Raw genomic sequence first — 21,225 nt, 5'->3', positions numbered from 1 at the left:
AAAACGTTGCATACAGGGGATGATTCTAACGCAAGGGCTGGATATCCTCCATCTATTGCATATTGAGCACCATGGCATAGACATCGCGTTTGCGGCGTGAATACTTCTGAGACAGACGCTTGGCCACCGCAGAGGCGGGCTCCCCCTCCTCGAGCGCGGCGCGGATATCCTCGCGCAGGGCCTCGTCGGGATCCGCTGCCGCTGCGCCAACCGGCACGATGCCGGTCTCCTCGTCTTCACTCGGTGGCGCGATGACCAGCGCAATCTCGCCCTTTACTTCGCCGCGAGCACGCAGCCCCTCGGCAAGCTGGGCGGCGGTCCCGCGCAAGACCTCCTCGTGCAGCTTGGTGAGTTCGCGGCAGACGGCAACCTCACGCTGGGGAAAGACCTCTGCCACGGCCTCGAGCGTCGCCACGATGCGATGTGGAGACTCGTAGAAGATGAGCGCGCCGGGCACCACGGCAAGGCGCTGCAAACGGCGTACGCGGTCGCCGTGCTTTCGGCCCAAAAAGCCCTCGAAGAAAAAATGCTCGCAGGGAATGCCGGACGATACGAGCGCCGTGACGCAAGCAGAGGGGCCGGGAATAACTTCGACGGGCACATCGGCCTCGCGCGCCGCCTCGACCAGCGCCTGGCCGGGATCGGACACGCTCGGCATGCCGGCATCCGAGGCAAAGGCAAGGGTCTCACCCGCCAGCAGGCGGTCGACCAGACCGGTGGCGCGGCTGGCGATCACATTCTCGTCGCAACGGACAAGCGGCTTGGAAATTCCCAGGTGCATCAGTAGCTTTGAGGTCACGCGCGTGTCTTCGCAGCAGATGGCATCGGCGGCGGCAAACGCCTCGCCAACGCGCGGAGACAGGTCGCCCAGGTTGCCGATGGGTGTTCCGACCACATAGAGTTTGCCCGTACGGGCGCTGTTTTGCGTCATATCAACCTATTCAATCATGCCGCGCTCGAGCGTACCGAGCGCCGCGCGGGCGTCCCATGCTGCGATGCGTTTCTCGGTCTTCCACGTTTGGAAGAACCAACCGGCAGCCGGCGCAAACGAAGCCAGCTGGTTGGCGATAAACACGCGCTCGTAGGCATTGCGGCCCTCGGGCGTAACCGACGAGTTGGCAAAGATCGCCGCGCCCGACCATTCGCCCACCAGCACGGGGAACCCAGTTGAAATCGCTTCTTTAAGCTCGCGCTTGTTACGCGAAATCGCCGTCGTCAGCCCGCGGGGGCTCGTGATGTCGAGCGCATGCTCGTCGCGGTAATGGTACAGGTGAAGGTCCATGTAGACGTTCTTGTACTTGGCGCCGCGCATAAAATGCTTCCACTCGCCGGGATGTCCTGAGGACGAAAAGACGACGATCTTATCCTCGGGCATATACGAACGGACGAGCTCGTAGGCATCGCGATAGAAATTGCGCAGGTAGTGGGCCGGAATGCCATCCGTCATGGTAAAGAGACTCTTGCGGACACTCATTCGAGGTGCATCCAGCAGCTCAATGCCCAGAAGGCTTTCGGCTTCGCCGTAGCGATCGGCCAAACGCTCCAGCACGTCGAGCGCAACGTGACGACCGTTGGTGGACGAATGCCACTCGGCAACAGCCTCCGGCGTGGTGGGCGAATCGTTGGAATCGCCCTGGCCACCGGGCACAGTCGCTAGATCGAGCAGCACGCGAATGTCGTACTTGGCAGCCCACTCAATTGCACGGTCAATGTAGTCGATAACCGAAATGTAGGACGCATCGGACTCCTGCGAGCCAAAGGCATACCAGGGCACCGGCAAACGCACGGCATTGAGACCAATCTGCGCCATACGGCGAAAATCATCTTCGCTTACGAATGTCTCATAATGGCGACGCATGCGCTCGTTATAGGCAGCAGTGCCCATGGCTTCTTGCAGTTCCGCCGCATTGGACGCACCTGTCGCCGCGTACAGCGACGGGGTCACCCAAGGCTCGGGAATAAACCAGCCAGAGAGATTAACGCCGAGTATCCTCTCCATCACGGCCCCCTTCGAATCGTGCAGGGCGAACCCGCATCGTATTGCATAGGAAAAGTATCGTTTTGAGTATACCCGCGCACACGGACAGCCGATCGAACGGTCTGCAAAGTGGCGCAAAAGTAGGAGTAATGTCTGGGCGGGCACACCCGAGATGGTACGCCAAGATGTGCACGCGCGCCGAAGGCAGGCGCCGGAAGGCGCATCCCGTTTTTTTGCTCAATAATGGAATGCATTTTCCGCCAGCGGGCCCAACCGGAAAGCATGTCCCGTAATTTCACGTCATTCCGGGTCGCATTTTCCCAAGCGCCCCTAAAGCGGAAAGCGCATCCCGCTCAGGATTGAAATTCTGGGATGCGTTTTCCGCGGGTCCACATAAAAGAAAAGGACCTCTTTGCAGAGGTCCTAGTCAATTCAAGGTGGCGGGGAAGGGAATCGCGTCCGCGCGCTGCGCGGACGGACCGCTGCGGCGCTTGCGCGCCTTGCGAGCTACGCTGGCAAACGCTATCGCGTTTCCTCAGCTCCGCGCCCTCTCGGGGTTCGATTCCGTGCGGGGGCTACATAAAAGAAAAGGACCCCTTTGCAGAGGTCCTAGTCAATTCAAGGTGGCGGGGAAGGGAATCGAACCCCTGACACGAGGATTTTCAGTCCTCTGCTCTACCAACTGAGCTACCCAGCCATTTGAGGTGTGCCTTGTTTCAAGGCTTGATTAGTATAACCAAGGACGCGCTCCGGTCAACCGAGAATTTGAAAAAAGTTTTTGGACACCGCCTCGGTTCTGTAAAGCAGCACGTCAGAGACATCAACCGGCCGCAAGAAATTTTTCGCTCAGGGCCTTCAAGCCTGCACTCGTTGCAAGACAGTGGGCGATACAAAGATTGAAGGGCGTTCCAGCACCGCCCAAGCACCGGGACAGGAACACATGCGCCAGGGGCGGACATTTTCGTAGCGTGCAAGGATATTGCCGCTGCAATCAATAAAGGCAATGTCGATGGGATAAGCCATAAAACAGGTGTGAACCGAAGAGCAGCACGGAAACGCCATGACGAGCGGCAGTCCGTCAGCCGTAATCGGCACGCGGCCCAGCATGCCGCGCAAGCGTGCGCCAAACGATTCTGCCACCATAAACTCTGCCGGCGACCAACCGAGCCTATTGAGCGCACGCGCGTAGGCGATATAAGACAAGACGGCGCTCACATGACCACCCCCGGTCGCCACGGATCGACCGTAACCGCGCGCTCGTGCGACAGCTTCGCCGGCGTCCCCAGAGAAACGCCGGCAATGCTGAGCAATCTAGGCCACGGCTCATAGTACATGACGCAGGCATAGGTCCTAAACGTCCCGGACAGAGAGAGCAAGCCGCCATCAGACGACGCCGAGCTCTGCTCGCTCGAGACCTCGACCTGCAGATTATAGCCCTGCATAGCCGCCTGAATCTCGGACTGGACACGCATCGAGGCATCGACAGAGCTCTCATCGCCCTCCCCTTCCGGCGCCACAGCGTGCGCCAGCACGATATCGGGCACCACGCGATCGAAGCGCGCAACGGCGCCAGCAAAGACCATGACGTTGTACACAATGAGCGCAAGCGCCAGCAAAACGGGAGCGACCACGGCCATCTCGACCGTCGCCTGGGCGCGCTCCTCGTACAAGACTGCACCAACGCCCATTACGATCCACCGCCCAAGGCGCCCGCCAGCGTAGCGACATCGACGGTAAGCGGGATGGAACCACCGCCGGGCAACGGAATCTCCGCAAGTGTGAACACCGTACCGCTAATGGTGCGTTCGACTTGATATTCCAACGCCTCGCAGAGCGCCTTGGGATCCGTCACGCCCAACGGAATACTTCGCAGTTTGTCTTGCGCTTGAGAGAGACCGGCAATGTCAGACCCCGGACTCTTAATGACGTTAGCGGAATCGGTCAGCACCGGCTTTCGCAGGCGCAAGTCGCACGGTTCCAAACCCAGCGCCGCCACGGACGCCGAAACGGTATCGCCGAGCCACGATGCAATGGAGCCCAACGCGCCGCTGCCCCCTCCTAGGTCTTTAATCATCTCGTCCATAAGTTCGTCGGCCGAACCTTGGATGTCTCCGTATCCCACAAGCAGGCGTCCCCAAACATCCATGACGCCATCGAGTACGCCGGCAACGCCGCCCGAGCGCTCTTCCAGTGTCGAGAAAAACCGCGAGAGCACGTTGTTTTGCGCCGTCGCGTTGTCGGGAGCCAAGACCGCGGCAGAGATTGCACCGCGACTGCCGAGCGTAACCGGCTTATTGAATGAAGAGTTGAGCTTACCGGGACTGGTCATATCGCCCGAGACCGCAAAGGAGACCACGCCGTTTCGGCCGGGCGGGGCGATACGCGGCCGCTCGCCCGAAAGCGCCTTGATGGCCTGGTCAAACGCATTGCCCGCACGGTCGGCCTCATCCTCGGTCTGACGCTCAAGTTCGAGTTCTTTGTTGCGGCAGTCGACGTAGTCTTCCAGGGCATCTTTGAACTTGTCAAAGTGGTATTCGAAGCCGTTTTCGATAGAAGTCGAAGGCGCTGCAACGGCACCGAGCGACGAAACGCCAAAATGGCATCTGTTGCATCTGTCCTGCCCGTCATAATCGGCAACCGAGGCTAACCCGCCTGGCGACCCCTTCTTATAGTTGGGGCAACTCGTTCCGTAATGCAGATACGTCTTGTCATCGATGGTACTAATTGGCCACGCCGCATCGGTATAGAGTTCCGTCGCTCGCACCTCTTCAGAGTTGCGCGGCAACAGCGGGATATGGGAAGTGACTTCATCTCCGTCCTCGGTTACATATGCACGATTGACCTCTGTACTCGCATAGGTGTAAAACGCCTTGCGCGCCGCCGACTCCGCCTTCGTCTCGACGCTTGAGCCCTGAGGTGCCTCGTTTGCAAGGCGCGAGCGGTAATAGGCCTTCGCGCGATCGAGCGCCACTTGCGGCTCCCATGTGACACTCGAGGCATAGTGCGGATTCTCAATATCCGAAAGCTTCGCCAAGCTCCTAGCGCGTTCCCACATGCACGAACAGCTTCCGACTGCGCCTCTGTCCGATCCGCCGCAGTCGGCAAGCCAGGCGCGTTCCTTGGCCTTTGACGTTTTCTCGGACGCTTTCTTCAGTTCCTTGGCAGCATAGTCAAGGTCTTTTGAGGTGCTCTCGATGGCATCGGTCGAGATTTCTGACCCCTCGAGCGCAACAAAGTCCGACTCCGATGTCCTGGGCACGGCGAGCGCTGTGCCGGTATAGATCACGTTATCGGTATCCTGCGCCGAAACAGCCTGCGTAGCTCGCGCGGCAACCAGATATGGCAGAGCCGTTTCGACTTTTTGCAAACCCTCCGACGCACTTTTGGCAAACTTATTGCGCGTTTTAATAATCTCAATCCCGGTATCGACCATATCGCTTGCGGCTATTTTCCCACCCGGCACCAGCATGGCAACCAAGCCGGTGCCGATTGTGGCAAACCCCGCCAGGCCCAAGCTCAAAATGCTCGCATCCACCACCGTGGCCGCTGTATGGTAGGACGATATCACGTTGGCACCCGCCAGAGCACCGCTATCGGCCGCCACCTGGGTATCCCCGGCACGCGACATACTCCATATCGCCGCCGTCGACGAAAACAGCAGCGTAAGCACCACAAGTATGACGACCGCCGAAGAAAGCGTAGTGTAGGCACCGTCCTCGATAAACAAGTCGATACCGGAGCGGCCCATGAAGCCGCCCCGCTTGCGGCGGGCATTCGACCGGCAACGGCACACGAGCCCTCGCATCATTCGCAGCAGGCGACGCCTAATCCCACGCGGCAATCCACGAATCATAGTCTCCCTCCAGCCATCCGGGACGCGATCGGTACGAAACGTCGACTTTCAACTCAACATTTCCTCCTCCCCCCACATTGCCCATGGCCTGCGCGAACGCGCCGATCACGGGCAGCGGCTTTACATCACCCGCGATAGATACAGACGAAACGCCCCCTGCGTCCGCCCGGCCAAGCTCGATATCCCACGACAGCGGTCCGCCGGCGTGAAAGATCGAGACATCGGGCACCGCGGCGAGACGGCGGCGGGCAAACTCCTTGAGGTCGTCGTCCTCCGCCGTCGTCGTGGTCATGAGCCGCGCCGTCTCGGCGGCGGCAGACTCCATGACCGCACGCGTATAGAGCAGGCACACCGGCTGCAGCGCAAGCAGGATGAGCGTCAAAAACGTCGGCAGCAAAAAGGCGGCCTCGACCGTGGACTGCGCCCAATCCTCGCGCGCGATATCAATAGAGTGCGATGTCTTTGGCGCCTGCGGCGGCGTCGATAACCGATGTCGAGGCGACGCCATGGGACGCCGCCCGTGCAGCCAACGCCGCCAAGCGTCCGTCGGTGCCGGCGCGCCAAAGCCCCGCAATCGCCAGCACGATGGAAAGCAGCGCCATGGTGACGATGGCGTACTCAACGGTCGATTGGGCAGACTCCTCGCGCAAAACGTCAAGCATTTCACGATCCCTCCTTTGACCCCGATGCTTGCGGAACCAAGCGCACCGCGCGTAAGCGGCACGAGGCGTCGCCGGCATCCGCGGCAACCGTCACCATGTCGACCCAGCCGCGCCCATCGCGCACGATGGCGCCCCATACGTTGCCCTTGATGTCGAGGTAACCGCTTAGAGCGAGCTGGGCTGTGGGCACCTCGCGATAAACACGCAACAGGTCCGCGGCAGCCTCGGTCATCGGTCGCTCCTCGGCCCATGTCAGCCGGGCTGCGACTGCGTTGTCCGCAGATGGACCCGCCGCAGCATCCGCCCGTTCGTCGAGGGCGCGCAGAAAAGTTTGTGCCGTGACGGCGGCATCCCTGTCGGCCGTGTCCCGCGCTTTGTCATCGGGAGGCGCCACCGCGCCCGAGCTCCCATCCGCGACGGCCCCAGAACGCTGCTGTCGCACGGCATTCAGCCCCCAGAGCGTCGCCGCAATCGCCACAATCAGGCAAGCGAGCACCAGCAGCACGCCAACAGAATGCCCGCCTTCTACAGGCTGTTGATGCCGTCTTTGATCGCGTTCCATAGCTTTTCGACGTTGCCCTTAAATGCAACGATGGCAATGATCGCGATTACCACGAGCACGCCGACCAAGATGGCGTACTCGGTGGTACCCTGCGCGCTTTCCTCCTGCACCAGCGCCTTGGCACGTTGACAGGAACGCATTGCACGGTAAAGCGTCCGACTCCAAACCCTACCCATAACGTCAGCCATTTTGTTCATGTATTCCTCCCTACATCATCCCGCCTGCTCCCAGCAGCGGGCCCAATATGGATAACAGCAGTGCCGGCAAGATGAGCGTGCCGGTGGGAATCAGCAGCTTGACGGGCGCTCGTTCAATCTCGCGCTCGACCGCGGCACGATGGGCGGCGCGGATCTCGCGACTTTGGGCAGCAAGGGTCTCGGCAAGCGGGGCACCCAGGGCGAGCGCTTGACCCACCGTAATGGCAAAGGTCTCGAGCGCCCGCACGTCCAGGTCCTGCGCGGCCGCCAACAACTCGTCCTCGCGCGCTCCCACGCCCACCTGCCACGCCATGCATGCCCGTTCAAGCCGAACAGTCAGCGCCGATCGACGATTGGCGCAAAAGATCTCGAGCGCCGCATCGAACGAAAGGCCGGCGGAAAGCCCCAGACGCACCACATCAATCATCTCGGATACCTCACCGAGCGAAACCTGCGCTGAGTTGTCCACGCCAAATGCGCCCCTCACCCGCGCAATAGCGGCATCGATCATCGAATGGGCCGCAGCAACGACCAGCACCGCCTCGCCCCTGAAAATCTCCATGGTCTTGCGCACATCCGAGCGCTCCAGGCCCGTCGCGACAAATACGCCGAAGGCGCACAGGCAAGCCGCGGCGGCAACCAGGGCGCTCACAGCTCCACCCGCATAATGCGCCGGATAACCACCAGGGCGACGCCGTTAAGGGCAAGCCCCAGAACCACGGCGCCGGCGCCTACCGGCGTTGCGAGACCGTAGCGAAAATCTGCCGAAAGCAGGGCCAGCACCGCGCACATACCCGCCGGCATCGCCGCGACCATATGCGCCGACATGCGCGCCTGCGACGTTTTGACATCCAGGCGGCGCTTGAGCTCGATACGCTCCCCCACCATGCTCGACGCCTCGGACAGCAGATCGGCAAGCGGGGCACCGGTCCGCTGCGACACCTTGAGCGCCAACGCGACAAGCGAAAGCCCGGGGGCGTCGATGCGGACAAGCAGGTCGTCGAGCGCATCGGCAGCCGAAATGCCGCAGTCGATCGCCGCCGCTACCCGCAGAAACTCGGTATGCACCGGCTCTTGCACGTGAGCGCCCACAAACCGCATGCCCTGGGCCAGCGAATGTCCCGAGGCAAGCGACATGGAAAGTGCCGTAAAGGCCTCGGGCATGGCTTCCTCCACATCGCGCTGCTCGCGTCGGTGGTCAAAGATGTCGCGTGCGGCGCCCGCGGCAAAGGGCGCAACCGCCCCCAAAACAAAGCCGATGGGCGATAGCGACACCACGGCAAGTGCAAGGCAGCAGACGCCACTCGATAGCAACAGGAACGCCAAGCGTGAAGCATCATCCTCAACGACAAGACCGATGCGGCGCACGGGAACCAACGATACCCAGGAGCGGGCGATCTTTTTTAGCAGATCATTTTTCACCAGCTCGCGTGGCAGCTTCTCGGCCACCGATTCAAACATATGGCGCACCAGCTCCGCCGGCGGCACCCTCGGCACATGAGGCTCCACTCCGCATACCGTCGCGACCGAAAACCCGGCAAGGCCCCCTACGACGAGGGGCACAACGACCTCCATTCGTCCACCTCCTCCTGCGTAAGCGTTCCCGAGCGCAAGCCCTCTGCGATAAACGGCGGCTCGCGGTTGAGGGTCCAGGTGCGCTCGGCGGCATCGAAGGTCACGTAGCGCTCGAGTTCCACGCCACCCGACGCGCCGCGTCGCACCCCCGAATAGGAGGACACAAAACGCCGGCCGTCCGCATGGCGCTCGGACATCACGATGCCGTCGAGCGCCATAGCGATTTGTTCCTCGATGAGCTCGCTCGGCAGATCGATGCCATAGCGCGCAAGCAGCGTCAAACGCACCACGGTCTCTTGCTCGGTGCCCGCATGAAGCGTGGTGAGTACCAAGTGTTGGTTTTCCCTATTAAGTGAACTGTTAATCCGCAATATGCATTCTTGCAGGCAAAGGACTAAATCTCGCTTCTTGCCCCGTCTAACGGGGCAAGAAGCGCGCCCGCCGAAGCGAGCGCCATTTCACATTACGCCGACAAAAGATTCGGCTCACTTTCCCTCCCGATTCGTTCGCTCCCATACTTCGCCCGAATCTGCTTCATGCTCGTTTTGCCCCGGCTCCATTTGCAATCATCCTCCGCATGACGCCAATACCACTTGCGCTTGCTCCTGCTCCACATGCAGCCTACGGATTTCAGGATTTCGCGGCTCTCGTAGGTATCGCCGCCAATCCACAGCCAAGCGCCGCACAGCTCGACTTCAACGCCTTCGATACCGAGCAGAACATCGACGACAGCGCGGAACTCCTCGGGCGTCTCGGTCGTTCTGCGGACATCGCTGCCAGGCCTATCAGCCTCTTCGTTCTGCATATCGCGCAGAACCTCGAAAACGCGGTCGTGCTCGGCGTTAACCGCCTTCATGGTCGCCTCGTCGCCTCCCATATCGGGATGGTGCTTCATGGCGAGCTTCTTGTAGGCGGATTTGAGTTCGTTGAGGTTCTGGCAGTGGTCGAAGTACATTTCCGGCTCCCGTCTCTCTTGGGTTCGCTGCTTGCGAATCAAGCGGCTGCTTGATTCGCTTTCTTAAGGCGAATCCCTCGGGGAGGTTCGGGGTCAACTTCCGTCACAGGCGAAGCGCAAACCTCCACCAATCGGCCCCGGCCGATTTGTGCGAGGTTCTGTGACGCGTTGTTGACGTCGAGGCGACACGAGGAATGCACGGGTAAGCCTTCGCGGCATAGGGTGCCTTCACCCTATTGAGCGATGGGGTGAGCACAGCGGCAGGGGCAACGCCCCTATTGAGCTGACCCGGGTAAGCCGTCGGCTAGGGGCTAGCCCCTGTTGAGACCGGGAAGGCCCAGCGGCCCGGGCGGAGCCTGTTGAGTGTGGCAAGGAGCGCAGCGACGCGCAGCGCTTCGAATCGCAACGCGAGACGAAGCGCGGAGGGCCCCGCAGGGCAGGTGGCGGGACGAAGTCTCGCCTAACCTGCTACGCGAGACTTCGTCCCGCGTAGACCTTTCTCGATATGGGCGCAGATTGGTCGCTATGACCCCCTATGAGCTGGGATTTTTTCTTATTCTTGCCGTCAAGAAATCGAAGGACCTCGATTGAATTGGAGGCGAATCTTATGGCGAATCTGCAAGGCTACACTCAGGGCGCGGTCGGTCACATGCTCAACCACTACTCCCGGCACGACGGGGACCCGCATCAGGAGCACTACCGCTACGGCAATCAGAAGATTGACCCTTCGAGGACTCACCTGAACTACGCCCTCTACGAACGACCCGACCCGAGGGAGTTCATCAGCAGGAAGGTCGAGGAGGCCGACACCAAGCCGAACAAGACCACCAACGTCATCAGCGACTGGGTGGTGACGCTGCCGAAGAATCCCCGCCTGAAAGGGCGCGAGCGGGAGTTCTTCGAGCAGGCGTATGAGTTTCTTGGGGTCAAGGTCGGCGGAATCGGGAACGTCGTGGGAGCTTACGTGCACATGGACGAGACCTCCCCTCACATGCATTTCTGCTTCGTCCCCTCTTGCGAGACGGTCAAGATGACCAATGACAAATCTCGCCCCCTTCGCTGGACCAAGCGCGACGAGATGAAAAATCCCGAGCACAAGGCGGGCGAGGTCAAGCGCGACAAGAAGGGTACCGTCCGCTACAAGCGCGTCGCGGCGACCGATGATAACGGGAACCCCATCACGAGCAAGACCATTTCCCAGTCCAAGATGTTCAGCCGTTCCGACATGCAGGATTTCCACCCGGCCCTTTCAGCCCACATGGAGCGTCATTTCGGGTTCGATATTGGCATCGAGCTTGAGGACGAAGGCGACAAGCTGCTCTCCAAACTCGCCCACGGGGAGTACATCGAGGCGAAAACCAAGCTTGTGGCAATCCGAAGCGAGGTCAGTAAAGAGTGCGAGGAAATCTCCCGCCTCAGGGACCGACGAGAGGAAATCAAGGCGCTCGCCGACGAGGAGTCTTCGCGATTGGAGTCCCTTCAGCGCTCGCGAGAAGGAGCTGAGGAGCGCGTTGGGGTCTTGGAGGCCGTCCGTTCCGAATGCGGCGCCGCCGACGCTGCGCCTCTCAGCAGAAAGGGCTCGCTCCTCGGTCGCGTCGCTTCTCTCTGCTCTGGATTCATCGAGCAGCTAGGGGCGCGGGCGGGCAAGCTCGGCGCGGGCATCCGCGAGAGATTCGGCCAAGCCTCAAGGCGAAATGCCCCGGAGGCATCCGGGAGGAGCTTCGAACCTGCCAGCCGGCGCGCCTTCGCACAGCGCGCTCCATCGGCTCGGCAGACGCAGGCAGTTATTCAACCCCAGTTTTAGGGAGGCAAACAATGGCTCGTATTGAAATCATGTACGAAAACGGCTGTGTCTGGCAGTGTGACACGAGTGGCATCGGCGAGGGCGACGTAGGCAAAGTGGTCGCTTGTAGCGAGGCTGTCTGGGTGCGCGGCGGTCGGCTCCTCTACGCCGCCTGGGTCCTTCCATGGAACGGCACGAGGTGGCGCAAGCCCCTCGCCGTGACGAAAGAATGGTCGAGCAGCACGACGGATTTCATCCAGAGCGGCAAGCAACGCATCGAGAGCAAGGACGGCTCGATGCGCACCGAGCGTCTGAAGGACCTTGAGCAGTACCCGCAAACCTTCTATACGCTCCGCACGAACAAGCAGCTGGAAAATGCTCTCTCAATCACCGTCAACGGCGTTCTCGCGTACGTCCGCGAGGACGGCGAGCTTGTTCCAGCAGCACGCATCGGGATGGAAGACAATGAGCCCGAGGCAACCACATCCGAGACGAGCGAGGATGAGCGATGAGCGTCCTGTTGCCCTTGAGGTCGGCAAGCTCGACACGCGAGCACGACTCCCTGTGGGAGGATGCAACGCTCGCGCTGGCGTCCCGCCAGCTCATTGGTCGAGTGCGCCGCGCTGAACGACGCAAGGCCTCGACCGAGGGCCTAAAGCGCGAATATGATGGCAGGGAGGCCTCCCAGAACCGCAAATCAAGGCTAAGGAGCATTGAACTGCGCTACCGTGACCTCCTCAACCCCACGATAGCGGACGATTACCAATACGAATAGAGAAGCGCCCGCGATGCGGGCGCTTCTTCGTTTACTCGGATATTTTATCGGCTCCAAACGACCAGAGAAGAAGCTCGTAATCCTTTTCATCTTTCGGATACGAGTCCGGGTCCAGACCGGCGGTAAGCTCGGTCCACGTCCGAACTTTTCCATCATCGCATCTGTAGGCCTCATCAGGTTTCGGCTCAGACCATTTCCTCGATTCCATGACGCCTCCTCTCATGAGCTAACATCGCAGATTCTATCGCCATATGGGAGGGATTTCATATAAGCATCCATCCACGTCCAATCGGGTCGGCCCTTGCCATCAACCGGGAGATGCAGATTGAGTGTCGGCAGCGTTTTGTTGGCCTGCCTCCCGTAATTAAAGCGGTATTTCTCAGCCCGAAGGACAGTTACAACAAACAACTTCGCATGGTCACTTATCTCCTCCTTTGGATAGAGAAGATAGAGGTCTCGACCGCTATAGAATGGCCTAATCTGCAAGAAGGTTGACAGCACGCTCCCGCCACCAGCAACAGTAATGGTATGAGCGGGCTGAGGGCTTTTTCCTTCAACAGGTTTGACGTAAGCGCTAATCCCGTTGTTTTCGGCAGTTCTAGCAACAAATGCAATGCCTTCCGGGTCGGTCTGCGACGTTTCATCGCAGGCATTCAGCTCCATGTTGATACCGTATTTAACATCAAACAAGCTAGATACAGGAAAATTGCCCCACTCCTTACTCCCAAGTGAAGGAGATTCGGACCCCCCCCGTTTTGTTGTAATCGGCTTTGAGTGCAGGGATTTGACGAACGATTCAATCCACTGCCAATCAGGTTTTCCCCCATCTGTAACAGGCAGGCGAATAACCGTTGCCTCCATAACCTCTTTCGTCCACTTTCTACCGTAAGAGTAACGGTACTTCTCTAAGCGTAGAATAGTGCAGAGGAAGAGACCGACTGCGGGAGTCAACACCCCAACCTCAGGACGCATGTACAGGACGTTCACATCATCAGTAGCCCAAAATGGCTCCGGCTGATAGAAGGCCTCTGCAATCGACCCGTTATAGCTCAGAGAAATGGTGTTTCCCTCATGGATGGGGGTTTGGCCGATATGATTGGCGACACCGTTATTTGAGTCAATTGCGCCGATATAAGGTGTGGAGCCATCCGTCTGCTGTTCGGAAGTCAGGCGTTTTCCCTTTTTTACCTCGAATAGGCTGCCCAAGACGAATCTGCACCAATTGCTGGTATCAAGCTTCATAGATATTCCCCTCCTTTACAAGGTAGGCGAGGTAATCATTTATGGTGTGCTGAAAATCTTCTTCCGTTAGAACCGAATAGTCAGTCTCCATGTAGGCCTCTGCAAGCCACTCGTCACAACCCTTAACCGCCTGCATGGCAGAATAACCTGCCTCAACCGTCCGATTCCTGAATAAGTCGAGCCATTTCGCCTCTATAGCCTTCCAAAGACTATGACCCTCTGAATCGAATTGCTCCACTCTCCCCAGATTCTTTTTCTTGATGAATCCATCATCTTTGTAGTAACCGAAAAAAGTCTTTTTGCGAGGCGTTACACCGTCTGCATCATAATGAGAACGATTCAGAGTAAACAGCATACAGCACGCTTGAACAGCCGCACCGGGATAGAAAATCTCTGCGGGTAGAGAAAAAACCGCTTCAAGGGTGTTATCGCGGAGCAAGTCCTCTTTTATCCCGGACAGGCGCGAACCCGTGCCAATCGCAGCAGCCATAGGCAAGAGAACGGCGAGCCGGACGCCATCCCAGTCTTCTTTATTAGCAATATCAGATAGATACTTTACAAAGACCGTTCCCTTGGTAGGGTCAGACTTGCCGCTCTTTTCTGAGTCAGACCAATCCCTTTTGTACGATTCAGGTATGGTTCTCGGCTTCGCATTGTAGGGAGGGTTCATCAGAATGACCGAGGGTTTAGCGTTGACAATGAATCTCCTTTTGTCAAAGCACGAACCCAGCTCGACATTACTGTTGCCGTCTCCATGAATGAGCATATTTGTAGTGGAAAGGCCGTAAGCCTTTTCCTCGCTCTCAATACCGAAGATATGATGCTGCTTGATTTCATCGGCAAGCTCTTTGAACTCTGCATCCGTACGCCCTCTACGGGCATCCGCGAGCTCCTTCACCATAGCCTGCACTAGGAACGAGCCCGAGCCACAGCATTCATCAAGCACGACATCCTTGAACGACACCTCGGTGAGCTGCGTCATAAAGTCGGTGATATGGTCAGGTGTAAACGCCTGGTTCTTATCGGCTTTGCCGACGTATTTATTGAAGGTAATGAAAAACAGGTTCAGGATATCCTGTCCCTCGGAAGAATCTGCGTCGATGAACCGGTAGATGTTCATGAGGATATAGGAAAGAACCTCGACCCAATCATCCTTAGTGAGCGCACGCACTTTCTGGTCACCTAGAACGTCTCGATTGAGAAGCTTCACCTTCGTATCTTTGTTTTTCGACCCGTCTAGAAGGCTTTCGAGGACTTCGCCGATTCCATCGCGGATTTGCTTTGCAGAAAACTGCTCCCATCGGGCCTTAAGCTTTGCGTTCATCAATTCGTTCACGCGACCGCCGCGGCACTGAGTAGCGACCTCATCCTTCACGTACAGAAGGCATGTTCCAACGAACTGGCTGCGATTGCGCTCATCGATATCTTTTCTATGCAAAAGCTCGTTAAGCGCATAGGTATTGCGCATGACGGCCTCACGGTCGTTTTGGCGGTCAACGGAGAAAAGACGCTTGTAGTGGCCCATCGAATCAAGCACCGTCTCTTCCGGCAGAAGATGCTCCTCATTGACCTCCGACTTCCAAACCCTGATGCGGTCGTTGGAAGTGTTGGCGAGAATAGCTATTACTTTTGCGCCTTTATGGAGGGCATACTCCTCCTCCACGTATGCAGCCAGCTGCCTAGCATCATCGTCGGTAAAGTTTTGCTTCGTCTCCACGAGGACGGCATACGAACCAGTCTCGTCCACATCCGTAAAACGACGGTCTAGCTTAAAGTGTTGCGGGCGCTTGCCTCCAAGCGCATCGGATAGCTTTCCCAGATTGCCCGCATCCTTAGCATAGCTCCATTCATCCTCTTCGATATTTGCTCGTAGATACTGCGGTCCAATCACTTCAACGATTCTATGGCGATTCACTGTTCTTAGTCCTCCTGCTCGGCAGCGTCCAGCACCTCGCGCAGGAGCGCCTCGGTTTTTAGAGTGGGAAGGGGCTCAACGTACAGGCAGACGAGTTCGTTTTCGACAGTTCCGTCAGAGGCCATGCTCCCACGAACCTCACAATCGAACCTGCAATCCATACCGCGCCGCAAATCCTGCCAAGGGTCGTAATTGGAGGATGCATAACACTTCAGATTGATGAAGGCCCTTCGCCTGTCCTCGCGCTTCACGGCAACGCGCACGTTGTAGTAAGTCCCACCATCGTCAGAGGTCTCGCTGGTAATTTTGCTGATGCTCCCCTGAAGGTGGAGACGATTGAAGAGCGACATGCGAGCTCTCCTTCTACTATCATCGGAAAAGATACAGTGTTTCATTTTAATTCATAGAGAACCGTTGCGCCCAATCTGAGGCCTGTGCTATCTTGTCTTCAACATATAAGCCAAGACGGCTCTCTATGAAGATTTCCCCCTCGGCGCACAAAGGCGTGAGAACGTCGGGGGTGCGACCAATCGGCTTGCAAAGGCGCAGGTGTCAATGGTCGATAGGAGGCACGAAGCGGACAGCCCGCATCGTGTCGGCTATCGGCCATTTTTTATGGCTCTAAGCCGCCGTCAGTATCCGAAAGGTACTGACGATGCAAGTCAATCTCACGCCCGACCCCCGACACCTCCTCACCATCGAGCAGGCAGCGAAACGCGCCTTCAGCTCGGCTTCGACCATCAAGCGCCGCATCAAGGCAGGAAAGCTCCCGGCGGTTCGAAACGGTCGCAAGCTCTATGTCAGCGAGGAAGACCTCGCCAAGCTCTTTGACGTCGTTCCCGTCTCCGAGGAGGAGCGCTTCGAGGAGCTTGCCAAGCAGCTGGCAGCTCAGGCACCCACCCTCTCGGCCGAGCGCAAGGCCCGCCTTGCGGCCCTGCTCTCCTAGGGGGCGGTGGACATGCCGTTCGACTTCCGCACCCCCGTCAACGCCTCACAAGGCCTCTTCAACGATTCCGCGAGCCTTCGGGCACTCATCAACGCCGGCTGGGACAACGACACCCTGACCAACACCAAGGGCAATCCCGAGTTCGGCGTCCTCCACCGTTCTTGGGTCTGGACGGCCCAAGGGGCGTCAACCTCCCCCATGGGGTTGACGGCGGGCCAGAGCATCGCCCCAGCTCAGGGCACGGGGTCGAAACCCGCTATTGGCACCCAAAGCGTTGTTTCGACCCCGACCCCCGCCCTCGACGTGACCGCCCTCCCCACCCTCGCCCGCATCCGCAGGAAGGAGACCCGCCTTGTGGTCGCAGTGGACACCGAGTTCTACTACCCCGGCGGCTCCCGGTCCCGCGAGCGCGAGGTCCTGACATGGCAGCTCACCTTCGCCGAGCCCGCCGACCCCGCCTCCGTCCACAGCCTCGTGTTCTACTCCGCCACCGGCGCTCGCCTCGGCCTCGGCAGGGCGCTTTCCTACTGCATCTCCCGCTTCGGCCTCGCCCAGCAGATGCAGGACGAGCGCGCGACGTGCTGCGAACCCAACGGCTACCGCTTCTCCGACTCCCGCCGCTGGGTCGTCCCCACCTACGACACGAAGGGCGCTCACTGGAACGACTACGCCCTTGGCGGCTCGAACCCCGATTGGGTCTCCTGCACCAGCATCGATGACGCCCTCGGTGCATGTGCTGACCCCGACTTTCTCCGGGAATACAAAATGTTGAAGTCCTCCCGCAAGCAGCCCGGGCGCGTCCGGCTCAACCGCGAGGACCCCTCCCAGCTCGCGGGGTACGTCAACGACTTCTCCGAGTACCACCGCGAGAAGCGTGCCATCCCCGTTACCGTGCTCTGCCACGCAGGCAAGGCCGACCTCTCCGCCTTCTCCTTCGGTTACGGCGAGAAGGACGTGCTCCGTCAGGTGAGCGAGGTGCAGGGCGGTCTCGTGAGCATGCGCGACTTCACCATGAACCCCTCAATCGCCTCTTCCATCGCCACCAATGGCGAGTGGTGGCGCTTCTTCCCGCTCAATGTCTCCGTGAGGGACACCATGTGCTTCGCTCCGGCTGGCCACAAGTCCCTCGGCGAACTTGGCGAGGCCGTGGGCTTCTCCAAGCTCTCGCTCAAGCATGGCTACACCAAGGACGCCATGCAGGACTACCTTGCCAACGAGCCGGTTGCATTCATGGACTATGCCTCCCGCGACTCCGAGGTCACTCTCCGCTTTGCGGGAACCCTCTTCGACTACAACCGCGCGATGCCCGTCACCGCCTCAGCTGCCGCCGTTTCCTCAATCGTGCAGACCATCTCCTCGGAATGGGGAATTAAGGGCTCCCGCGAGTTCGACGAGGAATGGCGTGGCCTCTGCCGCGTGCCCGACGGCAAACACGTTTCTCCCAGTGGCAAGCTCGTTCAGGACTACCGCGAGGACGTTCCCGTCAGCGCCGAGGCCGAGATGATTCAGCGCTTCGCCCGGAACTCCTACAAGGGCGGTGCCAACGGGTGCTCTTTCGTGGGCTGGGTTGACGGCCTGACCTACGACCTCGACCTGTGCAGCGCCTACCCGACCGCCATGTCCTGCGTCTTCGACGTGGATTGGAAGGCCCCCAAGCTCATCACCCGCGAGTGGGTCCGCGAGGAGGCCCTGCTTCAGGACTTCCACACTCCGTTCGACCCCGTGTGGGCGTACGTGGACGAATTCGAGTTCCCCGAGACTGTGCCCTACCCCTGCATCGCGGTGAACGTCGATGGCTGCATCACTTTCCCCCGCACCCTCGGCGAACGCGACGGAATCTACGTCACGGGCGTGGAAATCTGGCTCGCCCTCAAGCTCGGTGCCCGCGTGCACATACAGCACGGGTATCAAGCCCGCTACCGACTCGACGAGAACGGAAACCCCACCCGCTCTCTCTTCCTCGGAGTCCGCGAGTTCGTGAACGACCGTACCGAAATCAAGCGCGCCATGAAGGCTGGGCAGCCCGGCCTTGAGGTCTTCGAGCAGCTTGAGAAGACGATGGTCAACTCCTCCTACGGGAAGACCGCACAGAACGTAGTCGAGAAGACCACTTGGGACGCCAAGGCCCAAGAGATGGTTGACCTCGGCATGTCCCGCATCACCTCGCCCACCCACTCCTCGATGACCACCGCAATCGTCCGTTGCGTCCTGATGGCCGCGATGAACGAGCTTGCCTACGCCGGATACCCCTCCTACAGCTTCACCACCGACGGCTTCATCACCGACGCCACGGAGGACCTCGTCAACGGCCTCGACCTGTGCGGCATGGCCCCCTACCTCCGCCAGGTGAGGTCGAACCTCTCCGGGTCCCCCAAGGTCTGGGAGGAGAAGCACCGTCAGGACGGCTTCTACAACGTCACCACGCGCGGGAACATCTCCCCCGACCCCAAGGGCGTCTGCGCCCACAACAGCTACGTTTCCCCCTACCCCTCGAAGAGCGTCGAGGACAGGCTCTACTGTCTGGACGTCTGGCTCCGCAGGACTCTGAAGGTGGACTGCACCGTGGGGGTGTGGGCTCGCTTCAAGGACATGGCCGACTCGACGCTCCGCGATGACTTCTACGTGGAGGACAGGCCTCGAAGCCTCTCGATGGACTTCGACCTGAAGCGCAAGCCCCTGAAGGACTCCCTCAGGACCGCCCACCCCACCATCGGCGGCACCACCTACGAGGTGTGCAACGTAGAGACCGCCCCGTACGAGTCCCCTGAGGAGTACGAACTCTACAAGCGCAAGGGGCGCGACAGCAAGTGCCTGAGGACCGAGAACGATTGGAGGGCCTTCTTCGTCAAGGTCTCCTCCTCCGCATCCGGGATTCGCCGCCATGTCGCAGACTATGACTGGTCGCGCATCTTCACCTGCGTCATGGGCCACCGGCTCGGGGTATGGAACATCCCGACCCTCGATGACCCGGCCCTCACGGTCGACGACAAGTGCCGCTGGATTGACCAGTTCAATGAGTCCGGAAAGCCCTTCAAGGCTTCCCACTGGAAGAACGCCCGGAGGCAGGAGCGCCAGACCCAGATGCTCGAACGTTCCGAGGTGGATGATTTGCTCACCTCCATGGGGGCAATTCTTCCGTAGGCCCTCACTTCCACTCGATTTTGACGTCCTCCGCCATGCTCTCCGCCGTGACCCTCGTTCCCGCCTTGTGCGGGTAGAGGGTCACAGTGCACAGCTCGTCAATCACCCTGGAAATCTGTGCAGGGTCCGTCAGAGCGTCGAATGCCTTGGCCGGGTCGGGCGAGCTAATGATGCCCGAAGAAGCGTTGCGGGGCATAAGCTCCTCGCGCTCGTCTTCGAGCTTCATGATTTTCGACGTGAGCTTGCCGATTTTGCGCTTCCTCGTGGATGCGTCTATAAGGTCCTCGTCGTAATCGTGCTCGGTCTGCTTGACTCGGGCCTGAAGGGACGCAATCTCGTCTTGAATCTCCTTAAGCCTAGGAGTGGAGTCTGCCTTCGCGCACAACAGGTCCCTGAGGTCCTCCCTCGCCAAGCGCTCGCGGACCACGGCGCACACGAACTCGTCTATCTTCCCGCCCATGCGGTTGACGTGCCCGTCGCATCTATAGGTGTGGGTGTGGGTGTAGCCCGCTCTCTTGTCTGTCGCCCCGCTCTTCACCTTGCCGCCGCAAATCCCGCAGCGGTAGACGCCCGCGCCTATATGCTTCTTCTGATTGCCCTTCTTCTCTATGTGAGTGCCGTCGGCGCGGCTCAGGTTGGAATCCCTGCGCTCCTGACACTCCCACCAGACATCCTCCGCCACTATCGGCTCCCAAGTGGTCCCCCTGACGATTTCGCCGTTCTCGTCCCGGACGATATAATCCCTCCACGTCGAGTTGTAGCTCCTGCATTTCCCCCGAGAGTCAACCGGCGCGTAATAGGCGTACCCGGCGTACTTCGGGTTCCTAAGGATGCTTTGCGTGGTTGAGAGTGACCATTTCTTGTTGGGTGGGGTCTTGCCACGCTCACGAGCCACGATGACCGACGGTGCCTCGGAGGTCGGCATGTCGGGAAGAGTGCCGTCATCATCGCCCGCAATGGCGCGAGTGATAGCCCCCATGCTGCTTCCCTTTCTATAGGCGTCGTAGATGGCCCTCACCACCTCGGCCTCGGGTTCGATAATCCTGTTCTGCCTGTCGTAGCCGAAGCATCGCGAGCCTCGCCTCATGATGCCTTCTTGGGCACGTTGCAGATTCGCCCGCCTTGTACGCTCACCCTTCCTCGACGCCTCGAACTGAGCAAACGAGGCCATAATTTGCGCTAGCATGACCGCGTCAGCCGTGCTGAGGTCCAGCTCGCTACCGCCAAGGTCGGTGGTGCATATGCGCAGCTTCTGAGATGCAAGCTCCTTGAGCATTTCCTCCAAGCCGGAAACTGAGCGAGTAAGACGGTCGAGCTTCCAAGCCACGATGACGTCGAATTTTCCGCGTTTGAAATCCGAAAGCATTTTTTCGTACTTCGGGCGCTCCTTGCCGTGCTTTGTTGCGGTAGCGTGAGCAGAAATCGAGTTGTCCTCGTAGACCTCATAGACCTCATAGCCGTTCAGGCGGCACATCATCTGGCAATCCTCGTACTGCCTCTCAACGCCTTCGCGCTTGCCGGTCGAATCGCGGCTAATGCGGCAGTAAATCGCCGCTTTCTTCTTTCTCTCCACGGAAGCCCCTTGAATGCTGTTGGATAATCTGCTTTACACGAATTGTATCAGCATATAGGGATTATCAG

Annotated in this window: 23 protein-coding genes and 1 tRNA gene; 5 read left to right on the top strand and 19 right to left on the bottom strand. The window is 59.4% G+C overall.

Features of this window, described 5'->3' with window-relative positions; translation table 11 throughout:
- Positions 1 to 52: 52 nt before the first annotated feature.
- The 14 genes from rsmI to ACTQVX_RS06145 form a co-directional block, all read right to left on the bottom strand.
- On the bottom strand, positions 53 to 931 hold the full coding sequence (rsmI, locus tag ACTQVX_RS06210; RefSeq protein WP_441031689.1) for a 16S rRNA (cytidine(1402)-2'-O)-methyltransferase: 879 nt from the start codon (positions 929 to 931) through the stop codon (positions 53 to 55).
- 6 nt (positions 932 to 937) lie between these two features.
- On the bottom strand, positions 938 to 1,999 hold the full coding sequence (locus ACTQVX_RS06205) for a glycoside hydrolase family 5 protein (protein ID WP_427719073.1): 1,062 nt from the start codon (positions 1,997 to 1,999) through the stop codon (positions 938 to 940).
- 603 nt (positions 2,000 to 2,602) lie between these two features.
- Positions 2,603 to 2,675: transfer RNA gene (locus ACTQVX_RS06200), tRNA-Phe, on the bottom strand.
- A gap of 158 nt (positions 2,676 to 2,833) precedes the next feature.
- Positions 2,834 to 3,193, bottom strand: coding sequence for a DUF192 domain-containing protein (locus ACTQVX_RS06195; RefSeq protein WP_427719076.1), 360 nt, complete (start codon positions 3,191 to 3,193; stop codon positions 2,834 to 2,836).
- Entirely contained in the window at positions 3,190 to 3,666 is a 477-nt protein-coding gene (locus ACTQVX_RS06190; protein WP_427793906.1) for a hypothetical protein, read from the bottom strand. The genes ACTQVX_RS06195 and ACTQVX_RS06190 overlap by 4 nt, the downstream gene beginning before the upstream one ends.
- Positions 3,666 to 5,831 carry a hypothetical protein gene (locus ACTQVX_RS06185; protein WP_441031692.1) on the bottom strand — a complete coding sequence of 722 codons (2,166 nt, stop codon included), beginning with the start codon at positions 5,829 to 5,831 and terminating at the stop codon, positions 3,666 to 3,668. Before ACTQVX_RS06185 ends, ACTQVX_RS06190 begins: the two co-directional genes overlap by 1 nt.
- Positions 5,803 to 6,339 carry a TadE/TadG family type IV pilus assembly protein gene (locus ACTQVX_RS06180; RefSeq protein WP_441031694.1) on the bottom strand — a complete coding sequence of 179 codons (537 nt, stop codon included), beginning with the start codon at positions 6,337 to 6,339 and terminating at the stop codon, positions 5,803 to 5,805. Before ACTQVX_RS06180 ends, ACTQVX_RS06185 begins: the two co-directional genes overlap by 29 nt.
- Positions 6,275 to 6,493: a hypothetical protein gene (locus tag ACTQVX_RS06175; protein ID WP_154517649.1), complete on the bottom strand. Its 219-nt coding sequence runs from the start codon at positions 6,491 to 6,493 to the stop codon at positions 6,275 to 6,277. The genes ACTQVX_RS06180 and ACTQVX_RS06175 overlap by 65 nt, the downstream gene beginning before the upstream one ends.
- Position 6,494: 1 nt before the next feature.
- Positions 6,495 to 6,725: a hypothetical protein gene (locus tag ACTQVX_RS06170; protein ID WP_154517646.1), complete on the bottom strand. Its 231-nt coding sequence runs from the start codon at positions 6,723 to 6,725 to the stop codon at positions 6,495 to 6,497.
- Between the two features lie 293 nt (positions 6,726 to 7,018).
- The gene (locus ACTQVX_RS06165; RefSeq protein WP_427719148.1) at positions 7,019 to 7,252 is read right to left on the bottom strand and encodes a hypothetical protein; all 234 of its coding nucleotides are present in this window, start codon (positions 7,250 to 7,252) and stop codon (positions 7,019 to 7,021) included.
- Between the two features lie 10 nt (positions 7,253 to 7,262).
- Positions 7,263 to 7,904, bottom strand: a complete 642-nt coding sequence (locus tag ACTQVX_RS06160; protein ID WP_441031696.1) for a type II secretion system F family protein — start codon at positions 7,902 to 7,904, stop codon at positions 7,263 to 7,265.
- Positions 7,901 to 8,827 carry a type II secretion system F family protein gene (locus ACTQVX_RS06155; RefSeq protein WP_441031698.1) on the bottom strand — a complete coding sequence of 309 codons (927 nt, stop codon included), beginning with the start codon at positions 8,825 to 8,827 and terminating at the stop codon, positions 7,901 to 7,903. The genes ACTQVX_RS06160 and ACTQVX_RS06155 overlap by 4 nt, the downstream gene beginning before the upstream one ends.
- Positions 8,800 to 9,159: a hypothetical protein gene (locus ACTQVX_RS06150; RefSeq protein WP_441545584.1), complete on the bottom strand. Its 360-nt coding sequence runs from the start codon at positions 9,157 to 9,159 to the stop codon at positions 8,800 to 8,802. Before ACTQVX_RS06150 ends, ACTQVX_RS06155 begins: the two co-directional genes overlap by 28 nt.
- Before the next feature lie 131 nt (positions 9,160 to 9,290).
- Positions 9,291 to 9,782: a hypothetical protein gene (locus ACTQVX_RS06145; protein WP_441560588.1), complete on the bottom strand. Its 492-nt coding sequence runs from the start codon at positions 9,780 to 9,782 to the stop codon at positions 9,291 to 9,293.
- A gap of 607 nt (positions 9,783 to 10,389) precedes the next feature.
- Here ACTQVX_RS06145 and ACTQVX_RS06140 point away from each other — a divergent pair.
- The 3 genes from ACTQVX_RS06140 to ACTQVX_RS06130 are packed head-to-tail and all read left to right on the top strand — an operon-like array spanning position 10,390 to position 12,340.
- Positions 10,390 to 11,586, top strand: a complete 1,197-nt coding sequence (locus ACTQVX_RS06140; protein ID WP_441560586.1) for a plasmid recombination protein — start codon at positions 10,390 to 10,392, stop codon at positions 11,584 to 11,586.
- Positions 11,587 to 11,597: 11 nt separating this feature from the next.
- Complete coding sequence (locus tag ACTQVX_RS06135; RefSeq protein ID WP_441560584.1) at positions 11,598 to 12,077, top strand: hypothetical protein; 480 nt, start codon at positions 11,598 to 11,600, stop codon at positions 12,075 to 12,077.
- A complete protein-coding gene (locus ACTQVX_RS06130; RefSeq protein ID WP_441560582.1) occupies positions 12,074 to 12,340 on the top strand; it encodes a hypothetical protein in 267 nt (88 codons plus the stop codon). The genes ACTQVX_RS06135 and ACTQVX_RS06130 overlap by 4 nt, the downstream gene beginning before the upstream one ends.
- Positions 12,341 to 12,371: 31 nt before the next feature.
- Here ACTQVX_RS06130 and ACTQVX_RS06125 read toward each other — a convergent pair whose 3' ends face one another.
- The 4 genes from ACTQVX_RS06125 to ACTQVX_RS06110 are packed head-to-tail and all read right to left on the bottom strand — an operon-like array spanning position 12,372 to position 15,847.
- Complete coding sequence (locus ACTQVX_RS06125) at positions 12,372 to 12,548, bottom strand: hypothetical protein (protein ID WP_441560581.1); 177 nt, start codon at positions 12,546 to 12,548, stop codon at positions 12,372 to 12,374.
- An 11-nt stretch (positions 12,549 to 12,559) separates the two neighbouring features.
- Positions 12,560 to 13,582 (bottom strand): restriction endonuclease subunit S, encoded by a 1,023-nt coding sequence (locus ACTQVX_RS06120; RefSeq protein ID WP_441560579.1) that lies wholly within the window; start codon positions 13,580 to 13,582, stop codon positions 12,560 to 12,562.
- On the bottom strand, positions 13,572 to 15,497 hold the full coding sequence (locus ACTQVX_RS06115) for an HsdM family class I SAM-dependent methyltransferase (protein ID WP_441560577.1): 1,926 nt from the start codon (positions 15,495 to 15,497) through the stop codon (positions 13,572 to 13,574). The genes ACTQVX_RS06120 and ACTQVX_RS06115 overlap by 11 nt, the downstream gene beginning before the upstream one ends.
- 5 nt (positions 15,498 to 15,502) lie before the next feature.
- Positions 15,503 to 15,847: a hypothetical protein gene (locus tag ACTQVX_RS06110; protein ID WP_441560575.1), complete on the bottom strand. Its 345-nt coding sequence runs from the start codon at positions 15,845 to 15,847 to the stop codon at positions 15,503 to 15,505.
- 305 nt (positions 15,848 to 16,152) lie between these two features.
- Between ACTQVX_RS06110 and ACTQVX_RS06105 the strand changes: the two genes are divergently transcribed.
- Positions 16,153 to 16,443: a helix-turn-helix domain-containing protein gene (locus ACTQVX_RS06105; protein WP_441545576.1), complete on the top strand. Its 291-nt coding sequence runs from the start codon at positions 16,153 to 16,155 to the stop codon at positions 16,441 to 16,443.
- Positions 16,444 to 16,455: 12 nt separating this feature from the next.
- Positions 16,456 to 19,584 (top strand): DNA polymerase, encoded by a 3,129-nt coding sequence (locus tag ACTQVX_RS06100; protein ID WP_441560573.1) that lies wholly within the window; start codon positions 16,456 to 16,458, stop codon positions 19,582 to 19,584.
- 4 nt (positions 19,585 to 19,588) lie between these two features.
- Here ACTQVX_RS06100 and ACTQVX_RS06095 read toward each other — a convergent pair whose 3' ends face one another.
- Positions 19,589 to 21,157 (bottom strand): recombinase family protein, encoded by a 1,569-nt coding sequence (locus ACTQVX_RS06095; RefSeq protein ID WP_441560571.1) that lies wholly within the window; start codon positions 21,155 to 21,157, stop codon positions 19,589 to 19,591.
- Positions 21,158 to 21,225: the final 68 nt, after the last annotated feature.

This window comes from Collinsella sp. LCP19S3_A6 (assembly GCF_052122015.1).
Taxonomy (GTDB): Bacteria; Actinomycetota; Coriobacteriia; order Coriobacteriales; family Coriobacteriaceae; genus Collinsella.
Note: the sequence above shows the minus strand (reverse complement) of the source record. Positions and strands in the feature narration are given on the sequence as shown.